At 56.1% G+C, this 20,675-nt stretch carries 22 protein-coding genes and 1 tRNA gene; 15 read left to right on the forward strand and 8 right to left on the reverse strand.

Annotation, left to right across the window (positions count from 1 at the left end; all coding sequences use genetic code 11):
- The first annotated feature begins 396 nt into the window (after window positions 1-396).
- Window positions 397-1,542 (forward strand): PcfJ domain-containing protein, encoded by a 1,146-nt coding sequence (locus AC1RT6_RS02540; RefSeq protein ID WP_079446956.1) that lies wholly within the window; start codon window positions 397-399, stop codon window positions 1,540-1,542.
- A gap of 174 nt (window positions 1,543-1,716) precedes the next feature.
- On the opposite strand, the gene AC1RT6_RS02545 is transcribed toward AC1RT6_RS02540, so the two are convergent.
- Together AC1RT6_RS02545 and AC1RT6_RS02550 are read right to left on the reverse strand one after the other, a co-directional pair.
- Window positions 1,717-1,917, reverse strand: coding sequence for a twin transmembrane helix small protein (locus AC1RT6_RS02545; RefSeq protein ID WP_079446955.1), 201 nt, complete (start codon window positions 1,915-1,917; stop codon window positions 1,717-1,719).
- A 1,127-nt stretch (window positions 1,918-3,044) separates the two neighbouring features.
- Window positions 3,045-3,725, reverse strand: coding sequence for an outer membrane protein (locus tag AC1RT6_RS02550; protein ID WP_079446953.1), 681 nt, complete (start codon window positions 3,723-3,725; stop codon window positions 3,045-3,047).
- A 530-nt stretch (window positions 3,726-4,255) separates the two neighbouring features.
- Here AC1RT6_RS02550 and AC1RT6_RS02555 point away from each other — a divergent pair.
- The 6 genes from AC1RT6_RS02555 (at window position 4,256) to AC1RT6_RS02580 (ending at window position 8,701) form a co-directional block, all read left to right on the forward strand.
- Complete coding sequence (locus AC1RT6_RS02555; protein WP_472789977.1) at window positions 4,256-5,626, forward strand: tyrosine-type recombinase/integrase; 1,371 nt, start codon at window positions 4,256-4,258, stop codon at window positions 5,624-5,626.
- Between the two features lie 221 nt (window positions 5,627-5,847).
- A complete protein-coding gene (locus AC1RT6_RS02560; protein WP_472789975.1) occupies window positions 5,848-6,069 on the forward strand; it encodes a helix-turn-helix transcriptional regulator in 222 nt (73 codons plus the stop codon).
- Window positions 6,066-6,287 (forward strand): cold-shock protein, encoded by a 222-nt coding sequence (locus AC1RT6_RS02565; RefSeq protein WP_472789973.1) that lies wholly within the window; start codon window positions 6,066-6,068, stop codon window positions 6,285-6,287. The genes AC1RT6_RS02560 and AC1RT6_RS02565 overlap by 4 nt, the downstream gene beginning before the upstream one ends.
- Before the next feature lie 7 nt (window positions 6,288-6,294).
- Window positions 6,295-6,552 carry a hypothetical protein gene (locus AC1RT6_RS02570; RefSeq protein ID WP_472789971.1) on the forward strand — a complete coding sequence of 86 codons (258 nt, stop codon included), beginning with the start codon at window positions 6,295-6,297 and terminating at the stop codon, window positions 6,550-6,552.
- 125 nt (window positions 6,553-6,677) lie between these two features.
- Complete coding sequence (locus tag AC1RT6_RS02575) at window positions 6,678-7,370, forward strand: hypothetical protein (protein ID WP_493029020.1); 693 nt, start codon at window positions 6,678-6,680, stop codon at window positions 7,368-7,370.
- 23 nt (window positions 7,371-7,393) lie between these two features.
- Complete coding sequence (locus AC1RT6_RS02580; protein ID WP_472789968.1) at window positions 7,394-8,701, forward strand: hypothetical protein; 1,308 nt, start codon at window positions 7,394-7,396, stop codon at window positions 8,699-8,701.
- Between the two features lie 36 nt (window positions 8,702-8,737).
- On the opposite strand, the gene AC1RT6_RS02585 is transcribed toward AC1RT6_RS02580, so the two are convergent.
- Window positions 8,738-8,980 carry a hypothetical protein gene (locus AC1RT6_RS02585; RefSeq protein WP_493029023.1) on the reverse strand — a complete coding sequence of 81 codons (243 nt, stop codon included), beginning with the start codon at window positions 8,978-8,980 and terminating at the stop codon, window positions 8,738-8,740.
- A 396-nt stretch (window positions 8,981-9,376) separates the two neighbouring features.
- On the opposite strand from AC1RT6_RS02585, the gene AC1RT6_RS02590 reads away from it, so the two are divergent.
- The 7 genes from AC1RT6_RS02590 to AC1RT6_RS02620 all read left to right on the forward strand — a co-directional run bounded on the left by AC1RT6_RS02590 (window position 9,377) and on the right by AC1RT6_RS02620 (window position 16,086).
- On the forward strand, window positions 9,377-9,736 hold the full coding sequence (locus AC1RT6_RS02590) for a phage minor head protein (protein ID WP_493029254.1): 360 nt from the start codon (window positions 9,377-9,379) through the stop codon (window positions 9,734-9,736).
- A 167-nt stretch (window positions 9,737-9,903) separates the two neighbouring features.
- On the forward strand, window positions 9,904-10,431 hold the full coding sequence (locus AC1RT6_RS02595; protein ID WP_472789962.1) for a hypothetical protein: 528 nt from the start codon (window positions 9,904-9,906) through the stop codon (window positions 10,429-10,431).
- 507 nt (window positions 10,432-10,938) lie between these two features.
- A complete protein-coding gene (locus AC1RT6_RS02600) occupies window positions 10,939-13,002 on the forward strand; it encodes a VapE domain-containing protein (protein ID WP_493029025.1) in 2,064 nt (687 codons plus the stop codon).
- A gap of 531 nt (window positions 13,003-13,533) precedes the next feature.
- Window positions 13,534-14,181 carry a hypothetical protein gene (locus AC1RT6_RS02605; protein WP_493029026.1) on the forward strand — a complete coding sequence of 216 codons (648 nt, stop codon included), beginning with the start codon at window positions 13,534-13,536 and terminating at the stop codon, window positions 14,179-14,181.
- A 7-nt stretch (window positions 14,182-14,188) separates the two neighbouring features.
- Window positions 14,189-15,472: a DNA-packaging protein gene (locus tag AC1RT6_RS02610; protein WP_472789956.1), complete on the forward strand. Its 1,284-nt coding sequence runs from the start codon at window positions 14,189-14,191 to the stop codon at window positions 15,470-15,472.
- Window positions 15,473-15,634: 162 nt separating this feature from the next.
- Entirely contained in the window at window positions 15,635-15,814 is a 180-nt protein-coding gene (locus AC1RT6_RS02615; RefSeq protein WP_472789954.1) for a hypothetical protein, read from the forward strand.
- A gap of 11 nt (window positions 15,815-15,825) precedes the next feature.
- Entirely contained in the window at window positions 15,826-16,086 is a 261-nt protein-coding gene (locus AC1RT6_RS02620) for a hypothetical protein (RefSeq protein ID WP_472789952.1), read from the forward strand.
- Window positions 16,087-16,175: 89 nt separating this feature from the next.
- Here the strand turns inward: AC1RT6_RS02620 and AC1RT6_RS02625 are convergent, their stop codons facing one another.
- The gene (locus AC1RT6_RS02625; RefSeq protein ID WP_472789950.1) at window positions 16,176-16,931 is read right to left on the reverse strand and encodes a DUF5131 family protein; all 756 of its coding nucleotides are present in this window, start codon (window positions 16,929-16,931) and stop codon (window positions 16,176-16,178) included.
- Window positions 16,932-16,940: 9 nt separating this feature from the next.
- Entirely contained in the window at window positions 16,941-18,032 is a 1,092-nt protein-coding gene (locus AC1RT6_RS02630; RefSeq protein WP_472789948.1) for a three-Cys-motif partner protein TcmP, read from the reverse strand.
- 440 nt (window positions 18,033-18,472) lie between these two features.
- On the opposite strand from AC1RT6_RS02630, the gene AC1RT6_RS02635 reads away from it, so the two are divergent.
- Window positions 18,473-18,937, forward strand: coding sequence for a hypothetical protein (locus tag AC1RT6_RS02635; RefSeq protein ID WP_472789946.1), 465 nt, complete (start codon window positions 18,473-18,475; stop codon window positions 18,935-18,937).
- 168 nt (window positions 18,938-19,105) lie between these two features.
- Here AC1RT6_RS02635 and AC1RT6_RS02640 read toward each other — a convergent pair whose 3' ends face one another.
- The 3 genes from AC1RT6_RS02640 to AC1RT6_RS02650 form a co-directional block, all read right to left on the reverse strand.
- A complete protein-coding gene (locus AC1RT6_RS02640; RefSeq protein ID WP_472789945.1) occupies window positions 19,106-19,276 on the reverse strand; it encodes a hypothetical protein in 171 nt (56 codons plus the stop codon).
- A 120-nt stretch (window positions 19,277-19,396) separates the two neighbouring features.
- Window positions 19,397-20,074 (reverse strand): outer membrane protein, encoded by a 678-nt coding sequence (locus AC1RT6_RS02645; RefSeq protein WP_472789943.1) that lies wholly within the window; start codon window positions 20,072-20,074, stop codon window positions 19,397-19,399.
- A gap of 466 nt (window positions 20,075-20,540) precedes the next feature.
- A tRNA-Lys gene (locus AC1RT6_RS02650) sits at window positions 20,541-20,616 on the reverse strand.
- Window positions 20,617-20,675: the final 59 nt, after the last annotated feature.

Below are 20,675 nucleotides of genomic sequence, written 5' to 3' on the forward strand. Positions count from 1 at the left end.
TGGCCAATCACTAATCAATTCAATATATTACCTCCGCGCATCAGTCGCGCACTTAAAGAAACTCCTGACCCGCCACTGTTGCTGTCCAGCAAAACCGTAACGAATCGGGCAGTTTATTGACCTTGAAACGCTCATACTCAGTTTCGGTGAGGAAGAATAGAGATCTTCAAAAGACGCCGTATCGAGGCTGGATATGACGATATACGGCTGCCGGCAAGCCAGAATTTCAGATGCTGTTCGTTGAGGATAGCGACATGCGGGCCCTATGCCTTCGACGATTGGCAACTAGAGATTACCCACCGTGTTGCTTCAAAGGAGTTCAAAGGAGAGAATATATTCAATCCGACCGAGGCCTAAAGTCAGGAGGTTTCTGGTCGGGAATACTCAAGGCCTCGCATGAAGGATGACGCACAGAAGAGCCTGCTGCAGTGGCTGGCTCCCGAATTCGCAGCGAACGGTCTGCTGCGGGACGAACCTTGGGTTCAGGCCTGTGCACATGAAGCTGAGAACATGTTCGCGGTCAGGCCATTGGCGATCGCGGCTGTGACCATGGTCGTGGCCGAACCTTTCGCGATCGATTATCTGCGGCAAGCTCCGGTCCTCGTCGTCGCGGCGGCGCAGGGCATGGAGTGTTTTCGCCCAAGCGAACGAGAATTTATCCAGCAGGACTGGCAAGCGATTGTTCATGATCGCCCAAAATTGCGCGATCTCTTGAGGTATTATGGACTTATCCGGCCCTTACGCGCGCTAAAAGGGCAAGCGTTTCGTGCTGGTCCCACCGAATATCAGACCATTCAGAATTTGTGCGATATCCCGCCCTCACCACTGGCGCAGGCAATTCCATCCGCGATCCGCAAGCAGCACAACTGGTTGCGCGCGCTGGGGGAATGGTCCGAGGCAATGTGTCGTCGTGAGCAGAGTGCGAAGGCCCTCTTTGACTGGGCAGTGTGCGCGATGGGTGATCATACGGCGAGCACGGCTGGTGGTTCCCTGGATCAGGCGTCCGCTGTTGCGGATTATGCGGCATTTCATATCGGCCGGTTCAATCGGCGCTGGAGTTATGAACGCGCTTACCGAGCGGCGCTCGAGTGGCACGATGAGCTCGCGCAAGCCAGCAGCGAGAAGGCGTACCTTCTGACCCACAAGATCGGGTGGAACGAGGTCATCGACTATGGAGACCTGCCGCGCAGGAGAATCATTGATGGGTACGAAATTGTAGCGCTTCAGTCAGGCGCGGCGCTTCACGCCGAGGGCGCGGAAATGCATCATTGCGTTGCGAGCTACGCAGGAAATGTCATACGCGGCTTCAGCCGAATTTTCTCGGTGCGCGGAGACGGCCAGCGGCTTGCGACGTTCGAGGTCAGTAAATCAGGCTTCCTGCTTGCGTCGGGCGAATTTCTTCAACTGCCTGCAAGAAAACGCTCGCCTTACAAGCTTATTCAGATCAAGGGACCATACAATTCCGAGGTCTCCCAAGACGTTGAGAAGGTGATTCAGGCGTTTATCTCCAGCCTGAACCAAGCCGCCCCAACGGTCGGTTGAGCAGTTTTGTCCCAGGTTCAATAATCCCAGGTCCAATAATAATGACAAAAGGCCCGCCATCCACGCGTGAGGGAGGCGGGCCAGGTCGAGTGAAGTCGGACGGTACCCGGCCAAGGGACCGCCCGGATCGGGCAATGCGCTGAGAGGCAGATGGTTCCTGAGATCGTGTACGATCTACTGCTGTCCCATCATCGACCAGATCGTCAGCATGACTAAGACGATCGCGATGAATTGCAGTACAACCCGGGTTTGCATCAGGTATTGCGAGCGCCACGGATTGCCGCCGCGCATCATGTTTACGAGGCCTAGCACCAATACGGCCGCGACGGAAGCCAGCGCGATCGGGATCATAATTTGACTTAGGAATTCTGTCATGCCGGTAAAGTCTCACGCTGTTTGATCGATTTAATAAACTGTACAAGAGGGAAGGGTTCCGCAACCGGAACCTTCTCGCCCCGTCAAAGGAAGTCGAGTTTGGCGACGATTTATACGACGCGGAGGCCTGAATTGCGACAAGGCTGGCGCGGATTATCGCCGTCGCTCTTGACCTCCAATCGTAACGGCGGCGCTGGCGCGTCGAACGTCTCGCCAAGGAGCGAAGCCTCGGAACTATCGCGCTCGCGCTCGGTTGATGCTTCAAACGGAGCGATCAAAGGGAGCGATTGATGGCGAATATTAGCGGCGACGCGGAAAATGAAGGCGCACTCCGAAATGCATCCGATCAGGTCAAGCGCGCCACGCGAGACTTGGCTGCTAACTTAACGAAATCCGGCTCAGCCGCTTACGATCACGGCTCCGATCTCGTCGCCAGAAGCCCGGGGAGTGCTCTCCTAACGGCAGGGATTATTGGTTTCGCGCTGGGCGTGATCTTGACCAAAGGCTCTCAGACGCCCCGGAACAGTCTTCAACGATATTACGATCGCTACACTCGTTAGCCGGTCTCGAGGCTCGCACCTCCAGTAGGGGCGATTACGCGACTTGGGCACGGGTCGGTATGCGAGTCCGCCCCAATGTCTATAGTGGTGCTAAACCGGCGAGAGACGCTGCAATCCCTCATCTGGACAAGTGCCGGGTGAATGCCGCTACGGCTCCAGTTACTGGTGATCAGGCGGTGTTGATAGCCGCGATGAGGCCCATGGCTACGCTCGAACCAATCCCAGGCGAAAGCGAGAACAAACATGATGGTGCAGCCCACGGCGCACGGAACAAGGAACGGGCCTAAGTCCCTAGACTCGAAAGGCTGGTCATGAAATGGCCCAGCCCGAAAACGAAGGCGGATAGGATGACGGAGCAGACGATAATTCGGCTCATTCTCGGATCGGATGCGAGGTGATTTACTAGTATAGTACCCGTTCGGCCTTGGGTTCTCATAGGGCTAAGATACGCGGCCTCAGACGCCATCCACGACAGCCTCAAACAAATTTCCTCCGCGGACAAAGCAAAAAGGGCCGGCACCTGATGCCGGCCCTTTTTGCTTTCAGAACCGCGAGGTTCGAGAGTAATCAGTATCCCGGGGCAAGCGGAGCGCCCATCGGAGCGCCCCAGTTGAAGCGGTAGTTCAGACCGATCTTGATGGTGTGCTGGTCGTTGTGGAGGTTGCCCCGAACAAAACGCGGGCCCGGGCCCACGAAGTTCACAGTGCCGAGATCGTAGTACTGGTACTCGACCTTGCCTGACCAGTTCTGGGTGAACAGGTATTCGAAGCCGCCACCAAGGGTGTAGCCGTCACGGCCGCCGTTGCCGCCGAAGCCGTTGCTAAAGCGAGAGTCAGCCCAGCCGTAGCCGCCCTTGAAGTACAGCAAATTCGGACCCCAAGTGTAGCCGATTCGGCCGGTGACCGATCCGAGGCCACGGTTGGCGAAGGTACTGCTGGTATCGAGGAAACTGTAATTGGCTTCGATACCGAAGACCCAGTTCGGCGAGAACTGCGTGTCATAGCCGATCTGGCCGCCGCCCATGAACACGCCGTCGTTGTTGTTGACAGCACCGGGTAAGAAGATGCTGTTCGAGGAGTTACCGAAGGCACCGCCGATGTGACCGCCGATATAGAAGCCGGTCCAATTATAGATCGGAGCGGGCGGTAAGGGCGGTGCTTTGGTGTAGGGATGAGCTGCTAAATCAGCGGCGGACGCAGCCGACGCGCTGATCAGCACGGCTGCGGTCGCTAGAAGAATCTTCTTCATGAGGTAGCCTCAAAGCTGTAATCGATCGATACCGCTCAATATAACGGTAGGAGCTCGGGTGCGGCTGTAGCGTGTCTGCCACACACGGTTGAATTGTTGACGACCCGCTGCTGCAAAAAAAAGCCGCGCCATCGTGGGCGGGACTAAGGCTTCGATCTTGGACCGGACAGTTGCCAGCCTAGACAAACAGGCACAGATCAAGTCGCGCCATCTTAGAATAGGCGCTTGGATCTTGTCGTTGGCAGCCTTGAGCGGAATTGTTTTCCTAGCCGTGCGGTGGTGGTTTAGAACGTTCCCGCTGCCGAAAATGAGCGGTGGAATCGCGGGCTTGGTTGGTGAGCGCGGAGGGACTCGAACCCTCGACCCCATGATTAAAAGAAGTACTCGGTACATTCGCAGAGCGTTGCAATCAGGGGGTCTCCGGCTATAAAAGTACCACATTTGTTGACTTTAGTGCCATTCTATGCGACGCAACGTTTCGCATCGGGCCACAAGCTATTTCGCGATCATGTGGCCCCTAGGGGGCCCCAATGCCGAAGACGGATCATCGGGTAAACCTTACCGATAGCCGCGTGCGTTCACTGAAGCCCGCATTAAAGGGGCAGCGATACCAAGTGATGGACGCCCAGGTGCCCGGCTTTGGCGTTCGTGTAACGGATAACGGCACCCGTACCTTCATCCTGCGAACACGATTCCCGACGAGCAACAATCCGACCCGCCGAGAGATCGGGCGTGTGGACGTGATGACGCTCGCCGACGCCCGCGAAAAGGCGAAGAATTGGCGCGCGCTCGTGGCAAAGGGTATCGACCCCTCCGTTCAAGAGGAGCGGGACCGCTCTGCGGAAATCCAAAAAAGAAAGACGACGTTCGGCGCGGTCGCCGAGGACTTTATACGGGATAAGCTGCCGGCAGAACGGAAGGGCAAAGACGTCGAGAATGAGATCCGGCGTGAGCTCTTACCGAAATGGCGGTCGAAGTCGATTGCCGATATAACCGATGTCGATGTTCTAACACTGGTCAAGGCCAAGGCGCGCAAATTTAAGATAGCGGCGAAAAACCTTTTTGCCCTTATTAAGCGATTTTTCCGTTGGGCCGTCGCGCAACGGATATACGGCATAACAAGCTCGCCCTGCGCTACGATCGCCGCAAAGGATATCATTGGCGACGTTAGCTCTGTCCGCGATCGGGTTTTGACCAACGAAGAGCTGACGGCGCTGTGGCGTGGGTCCGGTGAACTGACCTATCCCTACGGTCCGGTCTATCGGCTTCTCACGCTAACGGCGCTTCGCCTTCGTGAGGTTGCGAATGCCGAATGGACTGAATTCCATCCCGATGTTGTTCGTGCGCTCCGCAATCGCAAAGACGGCGAGCGTGTTGATTGGTCGAAATTTTCTTCCGAACAATTGATATGGGTCGTTCCGGCCGCACGGATGAAGGGGAAAGATAGCGGGTCGAAAAAGGCTCGTCCGCACACGGTTCCGTTGACGGGCGAACTCCTGACGATCTTGGAAGAATTACCTCGGATCAAAGGCGCTCGTTTTTTATTCTCTACAACGGCGGGGGAGAAACCTGTGTGGATGGGCGGCAAAGTTAAGGATAATCTGGACGAAGCGATGCTAATGGCACTTCGAAAAATGGCTACTGAGTGCGGCGACGATCCCGAAGCTGTCATGCTGCCTAATTTTGTGAACCACGACATCCGCCGCACGGTCCGAAGCCACCTGTCGCGGCTCAAGATATCAGAAGAAGCGCGCGAGGCTGTACTGGCGCACGTCCGTCCCGGAATTAAAAGCGTTTACGACCTGCACGAATACTTAGCCGAGAAGCGCGAGGCGATCGAGCTATGGGCGGCGCGCTTGCGCACGATGGTTGAGCCGGCGCCGCGAACGTTGTTGCTTTGAAGTTGGAAGCGTAGCGCCGCATTGACTTTCTTAAAAATAGGAGTATAGTCCACGATGTTCTAAGCGTTGGACGATGCGAATGAGTGCGGCCGGATAGCCCCTCAGAACCTCAAGGTTTAGCATCCGGACCGCTTAACGGTCGGACGGCCGAGACGATTGCGCAACAAGCGCTCGCCTCGGTTTTTTTTGTGCCCGTGGCGAGCTAATCGGAGCCGCCGGGCATGTCCCCAGTCCTAATCCCTTATGATGGCCTCAAGGCCAAGGGCATCACGCTCTCCAAGTGTCAGATTTGGCGCCTGGAGCGGCAAGGCAAATTCCCAAACCGAGTCCCTATCTCGCCAGCACGACACGCTTGGCTCGAATCTGAGATCGACGCTCACGTTGCTGCGCTCATCGCTGCACGTCCCAAACGATCCCGGACGCCAGCGGGGTGCGTCGCGTGAGCAGCACAAAGTTCACTGGCACCATTGTGCACTGGAATGCCGACAAGGGATTCGGCTTCGTTCAGCGTGACACCGATCAAGCCCAAATTTTTGCGCACATTTCAGAGGTCGACGAGGCATACGAAAGCCTCGTGATTGGTCAGCGTGTCGAATTCGAAGTGGTTGAGAGCAAGCGAAAGCCGGGATGTCCCGCGTGCAGCAACATCGACGTCATCTGAGAGAAGAATGGAAAAACCAATGAATATTGAGCAACTCAAAATCGCCCGCGCAACTGCGGGCGCCAATTACGCGGCCGCCATCCAGCAGTATCACGACGCGCTTATCGAACTGGCTGCGATTGACCAACTGCTAGACGTTCCGTCCTTCGGTGTGTTGCCAGATCCGGTGCAGTTTCGCCATCCGGAGTTTGCGGCGGATGTCAGCGGACATTGGCAAACTGACATTGCTGATCGTCGCGACCAAATCAACCGGGGGACTCTCTGATGAACCCGGACTATCAAAACCTGCTTAGTCGGCTTCGAAACCATCCGCCGCATTCGACCGCCATTCGAGCCGGCGCCGAATCCGCACTGGTAATTTCAACGCGACTGGCGGCTCGGCGCGCGGAGATGGCCGCTTCAGGTCAATACACACAAAGCGGCATAGAGGCGGCCGTTCGTGATCTCCTACCGGCGCAGTTGCGAGCGCTCCAGGTGGCGGCGGCGCCTGTGTCAAAATTGAAACGCGAGGTTGCCAAAAAGCGCGACGCGCTGCGGCCAAGTCAGCCAGACAAGACCGACCTCGTCGGCGCGATTGAGCGTGGAGAAATTCGCAATCATCTACGGTCGCTGAAACCGGGCGAGCGCCATGCGCTTCTGCTGAGTACAACGGACCTGCGGCTGATCGAGGCTGCAGTGAGCAGCCCGCCAGAATTGAGCGGTTTTACCGCAAACGATCGCGCCTTGGTCGAAAAGATCGAAGCTCGTTACGTTGAACTAAAGCATCCGGCCGAGATCGCTGAACTAGAATCGCTAGACGGTCTTATTGCAGAGGCGGAAGCAATTCTCGCCGTCGCCCGGAATGGCATTCGCACCGCGGCGGCAATGGAGCAGCGTGAATTCGAGCGAGAAGCGCTGAAGATTGAAGCCGCGGTGTGGATCGTCGGCGACCCGGGACGTGAGCAAGTCTGCGAACCAGGTCCGGATGGTACCGGTACTTATCGGCCAGCGACGCCGGACGAAATTGCGGTAGGCGTCAGGTATGCGAGCGCGGCCGAGTATTTGGCGGCCGAGAACGCCAGCAGCGTGGCGATGGTGTTTTAACTTCACAATACGAGGTCTAATCAATGACTGGTTTCTGGAAACTAAACACCACAGAGTCCGCCGCGCTTGCGATCGACCGCGCAGCACTGAAAGCCTTGGACACGTCAAACAACGCCGCGACACTCGTTGAAGACGGGTTCACCTTCCGGCGCGACAATTCCGATATGTCGTCGACGCTGACAAACCTGAGCGCCACGAGCACAAGTGTTGATTCAGGTACGGAAACGATCACCAAAACTGCTCATGGGTTTCGAACCGGAGACGCTGTTATTGCCACAACGGCAGTCAACGGCCTGTCGGTTGAGACGATCTATTACGTGATCGCTTCGACGGCGGACACGTTCAAGCTGGCCTCGACCTTCCTCAATGCCAGGGCTGGAACTGCGATCAATCTCACGGGGACAACAAACTTTACCGTCAAACGTCTCGTTGATCCTTTGCAGGGTGTCTACGTCATTTCGACAGGGCACAGCCTTGACGGCAGCAATGGTTGCTGGGTGCGGGAGTATTCTGGTCGGGCCGATGTCCGATGGTTCGGAGCGGTTGGCGACTATCCAACAACTGACAGCACTCACGCGCTGCAAGCATGTTCGGACCTTTGCAGAGGCGTGTTCGTACCTGACGGTCAGTACAAGATTACTAAGACTTGGCTATTGGACGACTACACCGAAATTCATTTCGAAAGCCGCAACGCAATCATTCGAACGGCAGCAAGTATCGATATGATGGCGGGTCGCGGCACCAGCGGATATCACCATACGCCATATCGAAATTTACGCGTCTCTATCCACGGCGGGTTCTTTAACGGCCCAGCGCCGGATAATGGCCTGGCGGCAATGAATTGGGAATCCTTCACCTTCGTCAAGGTGTTCGGGACAGAAATTTACGGCATTCAGTACGGTATCAAAAACGGCGGGCCAAATTCGGTTGGCGCTTACTACAATGATTTCTTCGGTGTCGACATCAGCAACGTGACCATAGCTGTAAGCAATGGAACGCTTGGCAACCATATACAATTTCATGGTGGTCGCTCCGCCACTATGCTCATCGGCACTGAGGATTACGACAACACCGACAATACGTATTGGGGTTTCAGCACCGAAGGGTACACCAACTGCGGTGCCCGCGTATCTCACACTGGGCAGGCTTCGCAGCGCATCCGTTTCATGGGTGGCCGGTATGAAAACCTTGCGCCGGGAGCGACGGCTGGCATTGTGGTTCACGCTGCTGCACAGAACACGGTGATCCACGCGCCATTCTTTACAATTGCTGGCGCAGAGGACATATCCGATAGCGGCACAAGCACAGTGGTCACGGCGCCGTATGTTTAGACGGGTGACGCATGGCACTTGATCTCGAGAAGCTCGCTAGCACATGGAGCCAAAGCTCCGCGATGCATTCCTGGTCGCGATCCGCAGTATCACCGATCGGACTAACCTGACGGTGATCACGCGCCTTCTGGAAAACGGCGACGTCAACGGTGCCTTGCGGCGCTCAATATCGATCCGGCGGACTTCAGCCAGCTTGCGCTCGTCCATCAGCAGGGTTTCAATGATGGCGGCGCTGCCGCAGCGAATTCCATTCCGCCGATCCGGCAGGCCGCGGGGCATTCGCTGCGAATCCTTTTCAACGTCCGCAACGTGCGCGCTGAAGATTGGATCCGGCATCGATCTTCGAACCTGATCACGGAAGTGGTTGACGACCAGCGAGACATGATCCGCGGCTTCCTGCAGCGCGGTCTGGCCGCTGGTCATAACCCGCGCAACACCGCGCTTGACCTGGTCGGCCGCATCAATCCGCGCACCAAGCAACGAGTCGGGGGCGTGGTAGGCTTGCACTCGAGGCAAGAGGCGTGGCTGGCAAGCTATACCAACGATCTTGGCAGCACCGATGCAGTAGAGTTGCGTCGGCTGGTCGAGCGCGGCTTGCGAGACAAGCGATTTGACGTTGCGGTGACTAAAGCGATCGCACAGGGCAGGGGATTGCCCGCCGACACCCAATCCAAGATGCGCGCCGCTTATGCGAACCGTGCTTTGAAATGGCGTGGGGATAATATCGCGCGTACGGAAGCGATACGCGCGCTCGGTGCCGCACAGACCGAAGCCTATCAGCAGGCAATAGACAAGGGTCACTTAGACAAGTTGCTCATTCGGCGATTTTGGCAAACGTCAGACGATCAGCGCGTGCGGCCGACACATCGGCTCATTCCAGGCATGAACAAAGACGGCCGCAAGTGGTTCGAACCGTTCCAGACGCCAGACGGACCATCAATGCACGCGCCTTCTACAGACCCCCAATGTCGATGCCGGGAAGTGGTGCGAATAAATTTTCTAGCGCGCGCAATCGCAAAGGCGAGTGCCGCTTAATGATGACAGGTCGAGTTGTGCAAGCGTCCTAAACCCTTGACATGAGGGATTAGACGTGTTATCCTTAAAAAATGAGAACTACGACCCTACAAAACTTCCTCTCCGACAAATTTCGTAAACCAGTCAAAACGGTCGAAGCCCGATTATCGGCTCTGCAAGCGGCCGGCTTGGTTGCCAAAGGCAAGCCTGGCCGGTACGGCGGTGTCGACCTAGCGGAAAGCGATGTCACGTCGGCCGCATTGTCCCTCATTTTAGATTTCGAGTACGGTGCGGATATCGCCGCCGAAGTCCTGCGCGTGAGGAATCTGCCCGCGACGGGTGGGTTCACGAACTTAAGCCTCGACGCCGCGCCGGGAGACGAGGAAGCGAACACGCGCGCCGCGTTTGAATTCGCATCACCCATGAGCATTCTCGCAGCCCATCAATTCGGCGACGCTTTGGACTCACTGATCCAAGATTTTCGGAGCGGCACATATGCCGCGTGGACCAGTTATGGCGGATTCTTAGCCTTCGAAATTGTCGACAACGGCACGCACGCGCACATTTCGCTAAGCCGCAATCCTTCAAGCAGCGCAACATTTATTTATGGCGAGTGGGATCCTGGAGAGCACTTCATCACGCGAAATGTGCGCATATCGCATGAGTTTTTTCGCGACATCGCGCAAGAACTGGGGCCGCTAGCCGTGCCCGCCTAGAAATGAAAAGACCCGCACCTTACGGCACGGGTCGGAAAACGCTGGGTATCGCTGACACTTTACCTGTCGCATTTTTCGGCCATTTTGTCAACGGTTACGGGTCTTCAAACGCCGCAACGCGCGGCAGAAAGGCCCGAAGTGACTACGACAACAGATTACGATCCGCTCGACGATCCGAAGGTCGTCGGCATTCAGCAATGGCTTGACGATGGTGCAAAAGACGAACCTCCGCTAGAGGCACGGTTAGCTGTCCCTATTAGCGAAGACGCCGCATACTCGCTGGTGGATTTCGCTAACGAATATCGCTTCGGCTATTCGGAAGATTTCGGTTGGGACATCCTACGCCTGTTCGGTGATGTCGGCGGATGCGGCCAGGACATCTTCGACAACTTCTATATCCTTCGCCGAAGAACGCCGATCCCCGATGACTGGCGTCGAGAGACGGAGCGTCTATGGCGCTCTTTCGATCGGCCACGCCAAGACACGGACCGTCTTCTAATAGATGCGATGGACGAAGTTGCACACTTCGGATGGCAACCGACTCCCGATATTGCCGCCACGATCGAACATCTCCGCGACATTTATACGCAACGAAAAGAAGAGCGGCGGCGGAAAGAACAAGAAGAGGAAAAGACGCATTTTGCAGCCGTCGAAGAAAAAGCCGAACAAGAATGGCTTTTGTATCAACAATGGCTCGCTGCGGGTGAACCCGCGTCGGATCCTCTCGCCCAGCGACACTGGGAACGAAAAAAGCGAATTGTGGGACAGTCGCTTCGCGACGAATACGTCGCTTTGGACGCTTGGTTCGATGCCCAGACGGCCAAGATCGCCGATGACGACGGGGAGTACGCGCGTCTTTACGAGGAATACACCCAACGAATCCGACCCATCCACGCGAAGTTCGAGCAAATGATGCAAAAACAATCCGAAGCGAGCCGCTCAAAGTCAAAGGCTATCCCGCTTGCTGACACACAGCGCATCGTTTCCGCTCTTGGGCAGCCAATCCTTGATGAGTTTTTGGCTAGCACCCACGACATGCCAGGGCCGAGCAGTCCGATTCAGTTACCTGACGTGATCAAGGATCATCCGCTCTTCGGGCTGCTCAACCTTGCGATTAAAAGCACGCTTGCAATGGCAGAGACGCAGCCGAAGCAGTTTCGCCAAGAGCGTGTTTTACCGATGCTCGCAGTCCTCTACGCGGTACATCCGGACGTGTGCGAGCGCGTGTTTCATCGCATTACAGCCGTAGGCGCCATCATCACCGGCGCGAAGTTCGATGCTGCAATCAAAGCATTTGAAGGCAAGGTCCGCCGCGAGATCAACACTGGTGCCGGCTTCATTCTGGACTCAAGGGGCAATCCTGATCCGGCGAATTCCGACAACGTCTCCGTTTTTCTGCGAACCGCGGGAAAGCGACTTCGCAGGAACGAATGGTTTGGTCGCAACGAGATATCGGACATTGGTAAGGACAATTGGCAGCACCTTGACGATGATGCGAAAGGCGATCTCCTCGTCGACGCCGAGAACAGCCAATTCAACTATCATCCTACCGTTGAACGATTTAAGCGCGCCTTGAACAAGATCGCTCGAGAGGAATTGTACGATCCCGTTCTGGAACGCATCAATGAATGCGCTCGAGCGTGGGACGGCGTGCCCAGACTGGATTTTTGGCTACACATGACTTGCGGTGTAACCGACGACGCCTATCACAGCGCGGTCGGTCGCAATATTATTGGGGGCATGATCCGTCGCGCGCGTCACCCCGGATGCAAACACGATGAATGCGCAATTTTGATCTCCAAGCAAGGCACGGCCAAGTCGACGATAGCTGAAATGCTCGCACTGAACCCCGACTGGTTCACGGACACGATTGAGATCGGCGGGCGTAAAGTCGACACCATTCCGGAGATGCGCGGCCGCTGGGTGATCGAGCTTCAAGAACTCGCCGGCATGTCCAAAACTGAGGTCGAGAAGGTGAAGGCGTTCATCTCAACAAAAAAAGATAACGCCACGCTCAAATATAAGGAGGAAGCATCCGAGCCACCGCGCCGTTGCATCTTCATCGGCACGAGTAACGATCCGCGTCCGCTCCGTGACGCGAGCGGTGGACGCAGATTCCTTCCTGTGCATCTCAATGGATACGCCAATCTAGAGTGGCTACGTGACAATGTAGATCAAATGATCGGCGAAGCGGCGGTTCGCGAAGCCGAAGGCGAGACGTTTGGTATTCCGAAACACATATGGACGGTCGCTGCGGAGCATCAAGAGGCTGCCCGGCAGCTTGCGCCGCTCGAAGAGCATGTCGTCGAGCTAATCGGACCGTTCAAAGATTTTGCATGCATAGTCACCTCGGCCGACATTCTGGAGGCGCTGCGCTTCCGTAAATGCAACGACAACAAAATAGGAAGCGCGATGGAAAAACTCAGCTTTGCGCAACCTAACCAGCGCGACCGAATTTGGCTTTCGAAGAGCGCTATGGGCGGTGCGAAGGGCGCCGCTTCGTTGATACTGCATCGGACAATGCATGCGGTAAGATTCCAGTTAGACAGACTGCCACCGCCCCCCTATTGAACTCGAAACGGGAGTTGACTGTCTTGCGCCCGTTCCGTTGGAGCGGGCGTTTCCATTTCGAGGTTGCGTTAGCCCATTGCGCAGGACAGGACGTGCGCCGCGCAGGTCAACGTGCGCAACTTTTCTGTATATGCTTCAAATACTTGCGCAGGTTCGCAGGTTAAATAGAGAAAGAGTGAGTAAGGAACGATTCTATGTTGCGCGTCGATCGTAGTGTGTGGTGCTCCTTGGAAACAACGTGCGCACCTGCGAACCTGCGCAAATTTGGCTGGCGCTGGTTCGAAAATGGAAACGCGAGAGTCAACCCGTAACTGCAGGTGGCTCCAGTCGCTGCCGCCCCTCTGACTTTCAACCCGCGCCCATTTCGGGCCCTCATCGCACCTGGTTTCGGCCGTATCATGTGATATTCAATCATGTGGTCGAATTACAATTGTGCCGTGTTTATTGGTGTTTTTTGACAAAATGTCTATCTTGCAGTAGTGTAGGGCCACATGGGGGACACATGACACAATTCGCTCAGGATTTTTGCAGGTGAAAAGAGGGCCGAAATGTACCGTATGCTCGCATCCCGATAGATGGCGCATCGAATTATTGCGGGCCGGTGGCGCGAGCCTAGAGTCACTGGCGACAAAATTTAAACCCCTCAGTAGAGACGCCATACATCGCCATTGGCAACGCCATGTATCGGACGAAGTGAAGGCGTCCTATCTCGCCGGACCGGCGCAACTCGCTGACCTGGCAAACACGGCGGCAGAAGAGGGCGCGTCGGTGCTTGACCATTTTCGCGTCGTTCGCACGATGTTGATGGCTCAGTTGGCGCTCATGACCGAAGCCGGAGATGGTCGAGGCGCTGCCATCGTGGCGGCACAGCTTACATCGGTGCTCGAAAAAATCGGCAAGGTGACTGGCGAGATCGCCACGATCGCCGGATCCACGATCAACATTCAAAATAACGTCGCCATCCTGGGCAGTCCACAGTTCGCTCGCGTGCAGGCGGCCATCCTTCGTGCACTGGCGCCCCACAGCGCCGCACGGGCTGCGGTTGTCGCTGCTCTGCAGGAATTGGACGCCGAAGATACGACCGGCACTGGCGCCCGTCTTATTGAAAACAAGGCGCGTCCTATGCCACCAATCATCGATTCCGTCCCCGTGGCGAACATCGCGCCGCCACCATACTGAGGCTTCAATGACCACGAGCATCGCCGCCGCACTCGCCGAGACACTCCAAGATGGCGGGTGGCGCGCCAAAGCCCGTTCCTCACAACTGCCGCCCGATGGCAACTGGAACGGGTGGGTCGTCTGCGCGGGAAGGGGCTTCGGGAAGAACTTCACTGGGGCCGGTTGGATCAATGAATGCGTCGAAACCCAAGTTGCCGGCCGTATCGCCTTGATTGCGGCGACCGCGGCAGACACCCGCGATGTTATGGTGGAAGGCGAGAGCGGGATACTCCGATTGGCGCCGCCGTGGAACATGCCTCAATACGAACCGAGTAAGCGCCGTCTGACATGGAATAACGGCGCTATCGCCACTCTGTTTTCAGCGGAGGAAGCGGACCGGCTTCGCGGACCGCAGTTCGATTTAGCTTGGGCCGATGAATTGGCAGCGTGGCCTGATCCGGAATCGACTTGGGACATGCTCATGTTTGGCTTGCGCCTTGGCAAGCATCCGAGATGGTTGGCCACGACCACGCCGCGACCAATCAAGTTATTGAAGGCGCTGCTTTCGCGCGAAGGGGCGGACGTGGTCGTGACGCGCGGCTCTACCTTCGAGAATGAAGCGAACCTCGCTCCGACGTTTATCCAGGCATTGCGCGATCGTTATGAGGGCACGCGCCTCGGTCGCCAAGAGATAGAAGCCGAGCTGCTGACTGATACACCCGGCGCGCTTTGGCATTTGGAATGGCTCGACCGCGACCGGGTGACGGAATCTCCCGATCTTAGGCGTATCGTCGTGGCGATCGATCCTGCGGTTTCCAACAACGAAGGATCAGATGAGACTGGAATCGTCGTCGCAGGTGTTGCGGCTGATCGGAAAATCTATGTGCTCGACGATTTATCCGGCCGTTACGCGCCGCATCAGTGGGCGGCCAAAGCTATTGCAGCATACCGAAGACACCAAGCGGATCGGATCATAGGTGAAGTGAACAACGGTGGACAGATGATTGAGGGCACGATCCGCGCAGTGGATCCGAACGTCAGCTTCCGCGCAGTGCACGCGAGCCGCGGCAAGGTCGTGCGCGCTGAGCCTATTGCGGCACTCTACGAGCAACGCAAGGTGCATCACGTCGGCTCGTTCGCTACGTTGGAGGACCAGATGTGCTCGTTCACCAGCGACTTCGATCGCGCCAGGGCGGGGCACTCACCGGATCGTGTCGACGCGCTCGTGTGGGCATTGACTGAACTGAGTTCGAAGGGTGCGCCGGTCGCAGCCGTCGGTACTCGCTCGATGTTTGCTCCGAGCCGGCGTTGACATACTGAGGATTGCGTTGACATACTGCAAGCTATTGATTTTAAAAGATTATTTCTATTGCGATCGACGGCAAGTCATGGTTTACTTTGGTCACTGAACGAAGCGGGCCGCCAAGGTGTCTCACCACCCCAACGGCCCTAACCCAAGCGAATGGAGTGACCCATGGCCCAAGCTAGCATCCACGATACCACCAAACCGATCGATATGGATTTTGTCGCTCGCACGGTGCTCTCGCTCGCTAACGGCGTTCTGACGAATAACCAAGAACAAATTCTCGCCGCCGCGGAAGCACTCGCACGCGAGTGCGATATCCCGATGCCCCAGTTTTGTTTCGCGGCGTGAAGGAGGCGGGCATGGATATTGAGAACAGCTTCGCCGCGGCGGTGCTGAACGCCCAGCGTGCGGCCAATGAAGCTTGCAAAAAGGGATCGCCGCAGAGCGTACCGGAGATGGTGGGTTTAGCGCTAGACGATCTTTGGGCTTTCTACACTGCGGGACATTTTAGCCGCGAAGACATTGGTGCAATCGTTGACAGGTACATTCGAAACGATGCCGACGACCAGCCGTGGCCCCGAGACGATGTTGATTGGGGGAATGTGGCCGCGCTGCGATGAAAGCGCTTGTTTTCCGCCGACTGCAACGGCTTGCCCGTGCGTCGGTAATCATCGCGACGGCCACGTTCACACTGTACCGTTGCTATTCCTTACGCGGCGACCCGCTTGTGGGGTAGTTCGTCCCAAGTCCGGCCATCCAAAGTGCGTCCGAATTGTTTCTTTTGGACGCCGCCCCATTGCTTGAAGTGGAAAGCGACACCCGCCGACATGCATTGATCACGAATTGAGCGGACCCAAGAAGGATCCATCGGTCGTGCATTGGGTCCGCTCTCGCCACCGGCGATCGTCCAATCGATACCACTCAGGTTGAGATGGTCCAAAGGACCAAGAAGAGGTTCGAGGCTAAGAAATTTTATGAAAGCCGGTGTGGTTCGCAGATGATCAATTCTGTCGACGTAATCTTCGTTTTCAACGCTAACACCCATCCACACGTTATCGGGCCAAGGTAATGTCGCTGCGATCTCCGCAAGTCGTTCGGCACGCTTTGTCAGGACCTGAAACGTATGATGATGAGCCGCACGCATTACCTCAAATACCCGCAAAATGAATTTATCGGGGATCTTTTCATGGAAAAGATCAGACATCGAATTCACAAAAATGATCTTCGGTGATTTCCATCTCAGCGGAATTCCCAAGGCATTCTCGTCAAGTACAATCTTTCCATTCCATTTCGCGCGACCACCACTTTTCCGCGTCGTGCCAGCGTATTTGGTCTGACCCATCGCTTCCAAGCGACTTGCTAACCTCATGGCGTAACAGTTCGTGCAACCTGGTGAGAGGATCGTGCATCCTCCGACTGGGTTCCAAGTTGCCTCCGTCCACTCTATTGGTGAGTTACTTGACATGTTGAACCCTCACGGAAACGTCACCAAGATATCATCGGCGAATGTTCCTTTTCGTCGATTCGGTCGATCTGTGGTGATGATCTTATCTTCTTCAAGTTCGCGAAGCGCCTGCTTGTAGTTCTTTGCAACGTAGGGCGTGTCTACCGAATGTTTCTCGTAAATCTGGCGCATCGTCAGAGTTCGACCGGAAAACGCACTCGGAAGACTTTCCTTTAACTTTCCCAGGGGCTGTGTGAGTGAAAACAGCAAGGGCATTGACGCATCGGCTGGCGAGTACGTGAATGATGGAACGCCTTGATCCTCGGTCGAGCTAGCCTTGGCCATTACGTCTTTCATAACGTCATAGCCGCGAAAATTCTTAGAAACAAAGATAAGATAGTGCGATGTTCGCTGACCGCGCTTAAATCTAAACGGTAGCACGAATGCTCCTCCCATAGCCTTCAGGGCCTGGGACATCTCCTCCAAGACGAACGATTCCCTGAGTGCTGGACTCTTTTGAGGAAGAGTTTCTCGAAGTTTTGTAGCGCGCTCTACTCCGAAAAGCGCATCCATGTGAGTTTCGACTTTCGGGTTGCTGATGCCGGCGTTTATTCTACTGTGATTGAAAAAGAATACGCAGTCGCATCCCCAATCTTTAATTACGCCATTCACGATCTTGAGCGACAAACCCTTGTATCCAAAGGGATCGACGAATGAGAAAGATGGAATCAGGCGCGTCTCGTTAAAATACTTTTCGGCGTCCTCTCCGACTTCGTTGCATTGAACGACCGGCTTGTATTTCAACTTTTCAATACCTGGCAACTTATCGATTTCAGTCTGCAAAGTGGCAGAATGGTTTTTGTCGACGTCATTGAAGAATGTCACGAGCATTTGACCGAGCGCCGGCTGGGCGATTGCGCTCTGCAAGATTAAGAGCGGCGTCGATGCGGCGCCGTCCTTGTACCGCCCCGGCCCGGCGTAGAGATCGATGTAGCCAATTTTCTTGGCGCCCTGCATCGCTGTCGGGGTAACTATTCTTGCCCATGCGTAGAAATATTTTTGAATAATCTGAGCTTTGATTTCCGACTGATCCAATTGCTCGTCGAAAAATTGATCTGCCACAACGTCCCCCGATGCATCCTCTAGTAGAATCAGAAGGATGATACTTCTTATCGGTAGACCTAGCATTGGGACTTCCTCGTTCAGCGTCCCGCAGCCATGGCACAGACGAAAACGATCATTAGCGCCGCAACCCATCCGGCCCTTTGAATGATCTTTCGATCCCGCCACGGCAATGCGATTGAAGTCGCGTCCGTTCGGCAGTCCTAATTCTCTTGCGAGCGCCAGCCCATTACTTTCACCGATTAGCAGTTGAACGGTCGTTGCCGCGCCGGTAGCCGTACGATGGCAGTTTCCGACTTGACCCGGCAGCGTCTATGTTCCTATTTTGTTCTCATGAAGTCAAGCGGTTGCAGGCGTCGTTTTCCAGCCCCATGGCATGTTCACCGCGATGGCGGGGGACCGTTCGTCATCAGTGACGCCAAGGGCGTACCAGTCTTTACGTGCCCTGCCGGGACGATCTGCAAGGTATCGGATTCGCCCACAATCATCTGACGTCCGACGAGGCGAGACGGATCGCGAACGGCATAGCGCGGTTGCCCGAATTCATGATGCAGCGGAAAGATTTTCACCCGCGAGGTGGCGGAGATTTCCGGTGGAAAAAATCGAGGCCGTATCACGTCGCGCTGGCTGATATGTACATCAGGGAAAATTGGGGATTTATCGACGCGGTCTGCAAGCTCAACAGCATTCCGTTTGACGGGACTGGCGAACGTATCGAGCGCGACGGGATGTGGCGCGTCTATGAGTTTGCTGTGCAGCTAGACGCGATTCAGTTTTGGGACCGATTCGAGGGTCGATGGCTCCGCGGCGAGGAGTTTATCTATCCAGACCGACCAAAGGGTTTGCCGGCGCTACGTGAGCCGCCTGACATGGATCGCTTTGGGCGGCGACCGGCGGGCCTCTGATGGGAGCGGCAGGGCCACCCCTGCTTGTTGCTTATGGCGTTTATCGAATGGTCCGACGCCGCCGCAAAGTTGACTGAGTATCTTCAGCGATCTCTCGCCAGCTTCCGTTTTCCGCAGTGACTGGCCCTTCTTGCCTGCCGGCACAGTCAAGCTCGCTCCGGCGGTCATTCAATTACGAGGTGGCGATAGACCGTCTAGCCAGTCCTGCTCCTCGGCAAGGGCGAGCCAAGCGTCCTGCATTCGCCTGTAGCGGTTCTTCGAGGGCAAATCCTTCGCCTCACCGGCGAGTTCACCGCAGTTGCGGGCGTTCTCTCTGTACTCTTCCGATTTGGTCAACATGATGCGCACTCTGTCCGCTTGCTACATCCTTCACCCATTCCGAGGCCAAGCTTCCGCTTGATCGAGCAAAGAAAAAGGCCGGCGATTGTGCCGGCCTTTTCCACATCAGTCCGATGAAATTTAATATCCCGGGGCAAGCGGAGCACCCATCGGAGCACCCCAGTTGAAGCGGTAGTTCAGACCGACCTTGATGGTGTGCTGGTCGTTGCGGAAGGTGCCAAAAGCTCCGACCGGACCGATGAAATTCACGTTGCCAAAATCGTAGTACTGGTATTCGACCTTGCCCGACCAGTTCTGGGTGAACAGATATTCCAGACCACCTCCGACGGTGTAACCGTCGCGGCCGCCGGTGCCGGCAAAGCCGTTGGTGAAGCGGGAATCGGCCCAACCATAGCCGCCCTTGACGTAGAGCAGCGCCGGACCCCAGGTGTAGCCGAGCCGGCCAGTGACCGATCCGAGGCCACGGTTGGCGAAGTTGCTGCCGGTGTCAAGGAAGCTGTAGTTGGCTTCGATACCGAACACCCAGTTCGGCGAGAACTGCGTGTCGTAGCCGATCTGACCACCACCCATGAACCGGCCGTCGTTGTTGTTGGTGAGAAAGCCCGGTGCGAGGACGTTATTGCTGCCGCCGAAGGCACCACCGATGTGACCACCGATATAGAATCCGGTCCAGTTGTAGATCGGCGCTTGTGGCGCGTAGGCCGGCGCCTTGGTGTAGGGACGAGCCGCCAGATCAGCGGCGGATGCAACCGATGCGCTGACCAGCACGGCTGCTGTCGCAAGCAGAATTTTCTTCATAAGGGAACCCCAAAGTTGGAATCGATCGATAGTGCCACCCTATAGGTAGCAGCCTGGGGCGGCTGTAGCGGGTCTGCCACACTCGGGCGATTTGTTGACGCCGCGCAGCTGCAAAAAAAGCCCCGCCATTAGGCGGGGCTAAGGATTGATTCGATTCCTGGACCGGACAGTTGCCGGCGCAGACTAATAGTCACAGATCGATCTGAAATCCAAGCGAATTTGGTTTAGGCCAGCGCGCTCACTGATGTTCAGCGACGCTCGGTTTCGTCAATTATCAAGCGCTCATATGCGAGACCGCGACAATATGAGAGCGCAGGGCACACTCAGCGCGGTCGCTCGACTGATAGTAAATGTATTTTCGCAGATACGGGCTCGCTTTATCACGATGTGGCCCCTCAGGTGGCCCCGACGAAAATAGCGCCGTTCGGCGCCCTTCGTTAAATCAAGAATTATCGTTTAAAATCAATGGTGAGCGCGGAGGGACTCGAACCCTCGACCCCATGATTAAAAGTCACGTGCTCTACCACCTGAGCTACGCGCTCACATGTCGCGCTGTGTAGGGGGCCAGTCCGCGCTGGTCAATAGCGCCCGTGCCTGCGCG

The sequence above is a fragment of the Nitrobacter sp. MLSD-S21 genome (genome assembly GCF_058809865.1).

What these genes read in the sequence shown, in the direction of transcription:
- AC1RT6_RS02615 (WP_472789954.1), top strand. Translation starts at nt 15,635, where the DNA reads ATGGCCCAAGCTAGCATCCACGATACCACCAAACCGATCGATATGGAT.
- AC1RT6_RS02645 (WP_472789943.1), bottom strand. Translation starts at nt 20,074, where the DNA reads ATGAAGAAAATTCTGCTTGCGACAGCAGCCGTGCTGGTCAGCGCATCG.
- AC1RT6_RS02625 (WP_472789950.1), bottom strand. Translation starts at nt 16,931, where the DNA reads ATGTCAAGTAACTCACCAATAGAGTGGACGGAGGCAACTTGGAACCCA.
- AC1RT6_RS02560 (WP_472789975.1), top strand. Translation starts at nt 5,848, where the DNA reads ATGTCCCCAGTCCTAATCCCTTATGATGGCCTCAAGGCCAAGGGCATC.
- AC1RT6_RS02555 (WP_472789977.1), top strand. Translation starts at nt 4,256, where the DNA reads ATGCCGAAGACGGATCATCGGGTAAACCTTACCGATAGCCGCGTGCGT.
- AC1RT6_RS02550 (WP_079446953.1), bottom strand. Translation starts at nt 3,725, where the DNA reads ATGAAGAAGATTCTTCTAGCGACCGCAGCCGTGCTGATCAGCGCGTCG.
- AC1RT6_RS02580 (WP_472789968.1), top strand. Translation starts at nt 7,394, where the DNA reads ATGACTGGTTTCTGGAAACTAAACACCACAGAGTCCGCCGCGCTTGCG.
- AC1RT6_RS02575 (WP_493029020.1), top strand. Translation starts at nt 6,678, where the DNA reads ATGGCCGCTTCAGGTCAATACACACAAAGCGGCATAGAGGCGGCCGTT.
- AC1RT6_RS02590 (WP_493029254.1), top strand. Translation starts at nt 9,377, where the DNA reads ATGCGCGCCGCTTATGCGAACCGTGCTTTGAAATGGCGTGGGGATAAT.
- AC1RT6_RS02610 (WP_472789956.1), top strand. Translation starts at nt 14,189, where the DNA reads ATGACCACGAGCATCGCCGCCGCACTCGCCGAGACACTCCAAGATGGC.
- AC1RT6_RS02640 (WP_472789945.1), bottom strand. Translation starts at nt 19,276, where the DNA reads ATGTTGACCAAATCGGAAGAGTACAGAGAGAACGCCCGCAACTGCGGT.
- AC1RT6_RS02620 (WP_472789952.1), top strand. Translation starts at nt 15,826, where the DNA reads ATGGATATTGAGAACAGCTTCGCCGCGGCGGTGCTGAACGCCCAGCGT.
- AC1RT6_RS02545 (WP_079446955.1), bottom strand. Translation starts at nt 1,917, where the DNA reads ATGACAGAATTCCTAAGTCAAATTATGATCCCGATCGCGCTGGCTTCC.
- AC1RT6_RS02540 (WP_079446956.1), top strand. Translation starts at nt 397, where the DNA reads ATGAAGGATGACGCACAGAAGAGCCTGCTGCAGTGGCTGGCTCCCGAA.
- AC1RT6_RS02570 (WP_472789971.1), top strand. Translation starts at nt 6,295, where the DNA reads ATGGAAAAACCAATGAATATTGAGCAACTCAAAATCGCCCGCGCAACT.
- AC1RT6_RS02600 (WP_493029025.1), top strand. Translation starts at nt 10,939, where the DNA reads ATGGACGAAGTTGCACACTTCGGATGGCAACCGACTCCCGATATTGCC.
- AC1RT6_RS02585 (WP_493029023.1), bottom strand. Translation starts at nt 8,980, where the DNA reads ATGCCCCGCGGCCTGCCGGATCGGCGGAATGGAATTCGCTGCGGCAGC.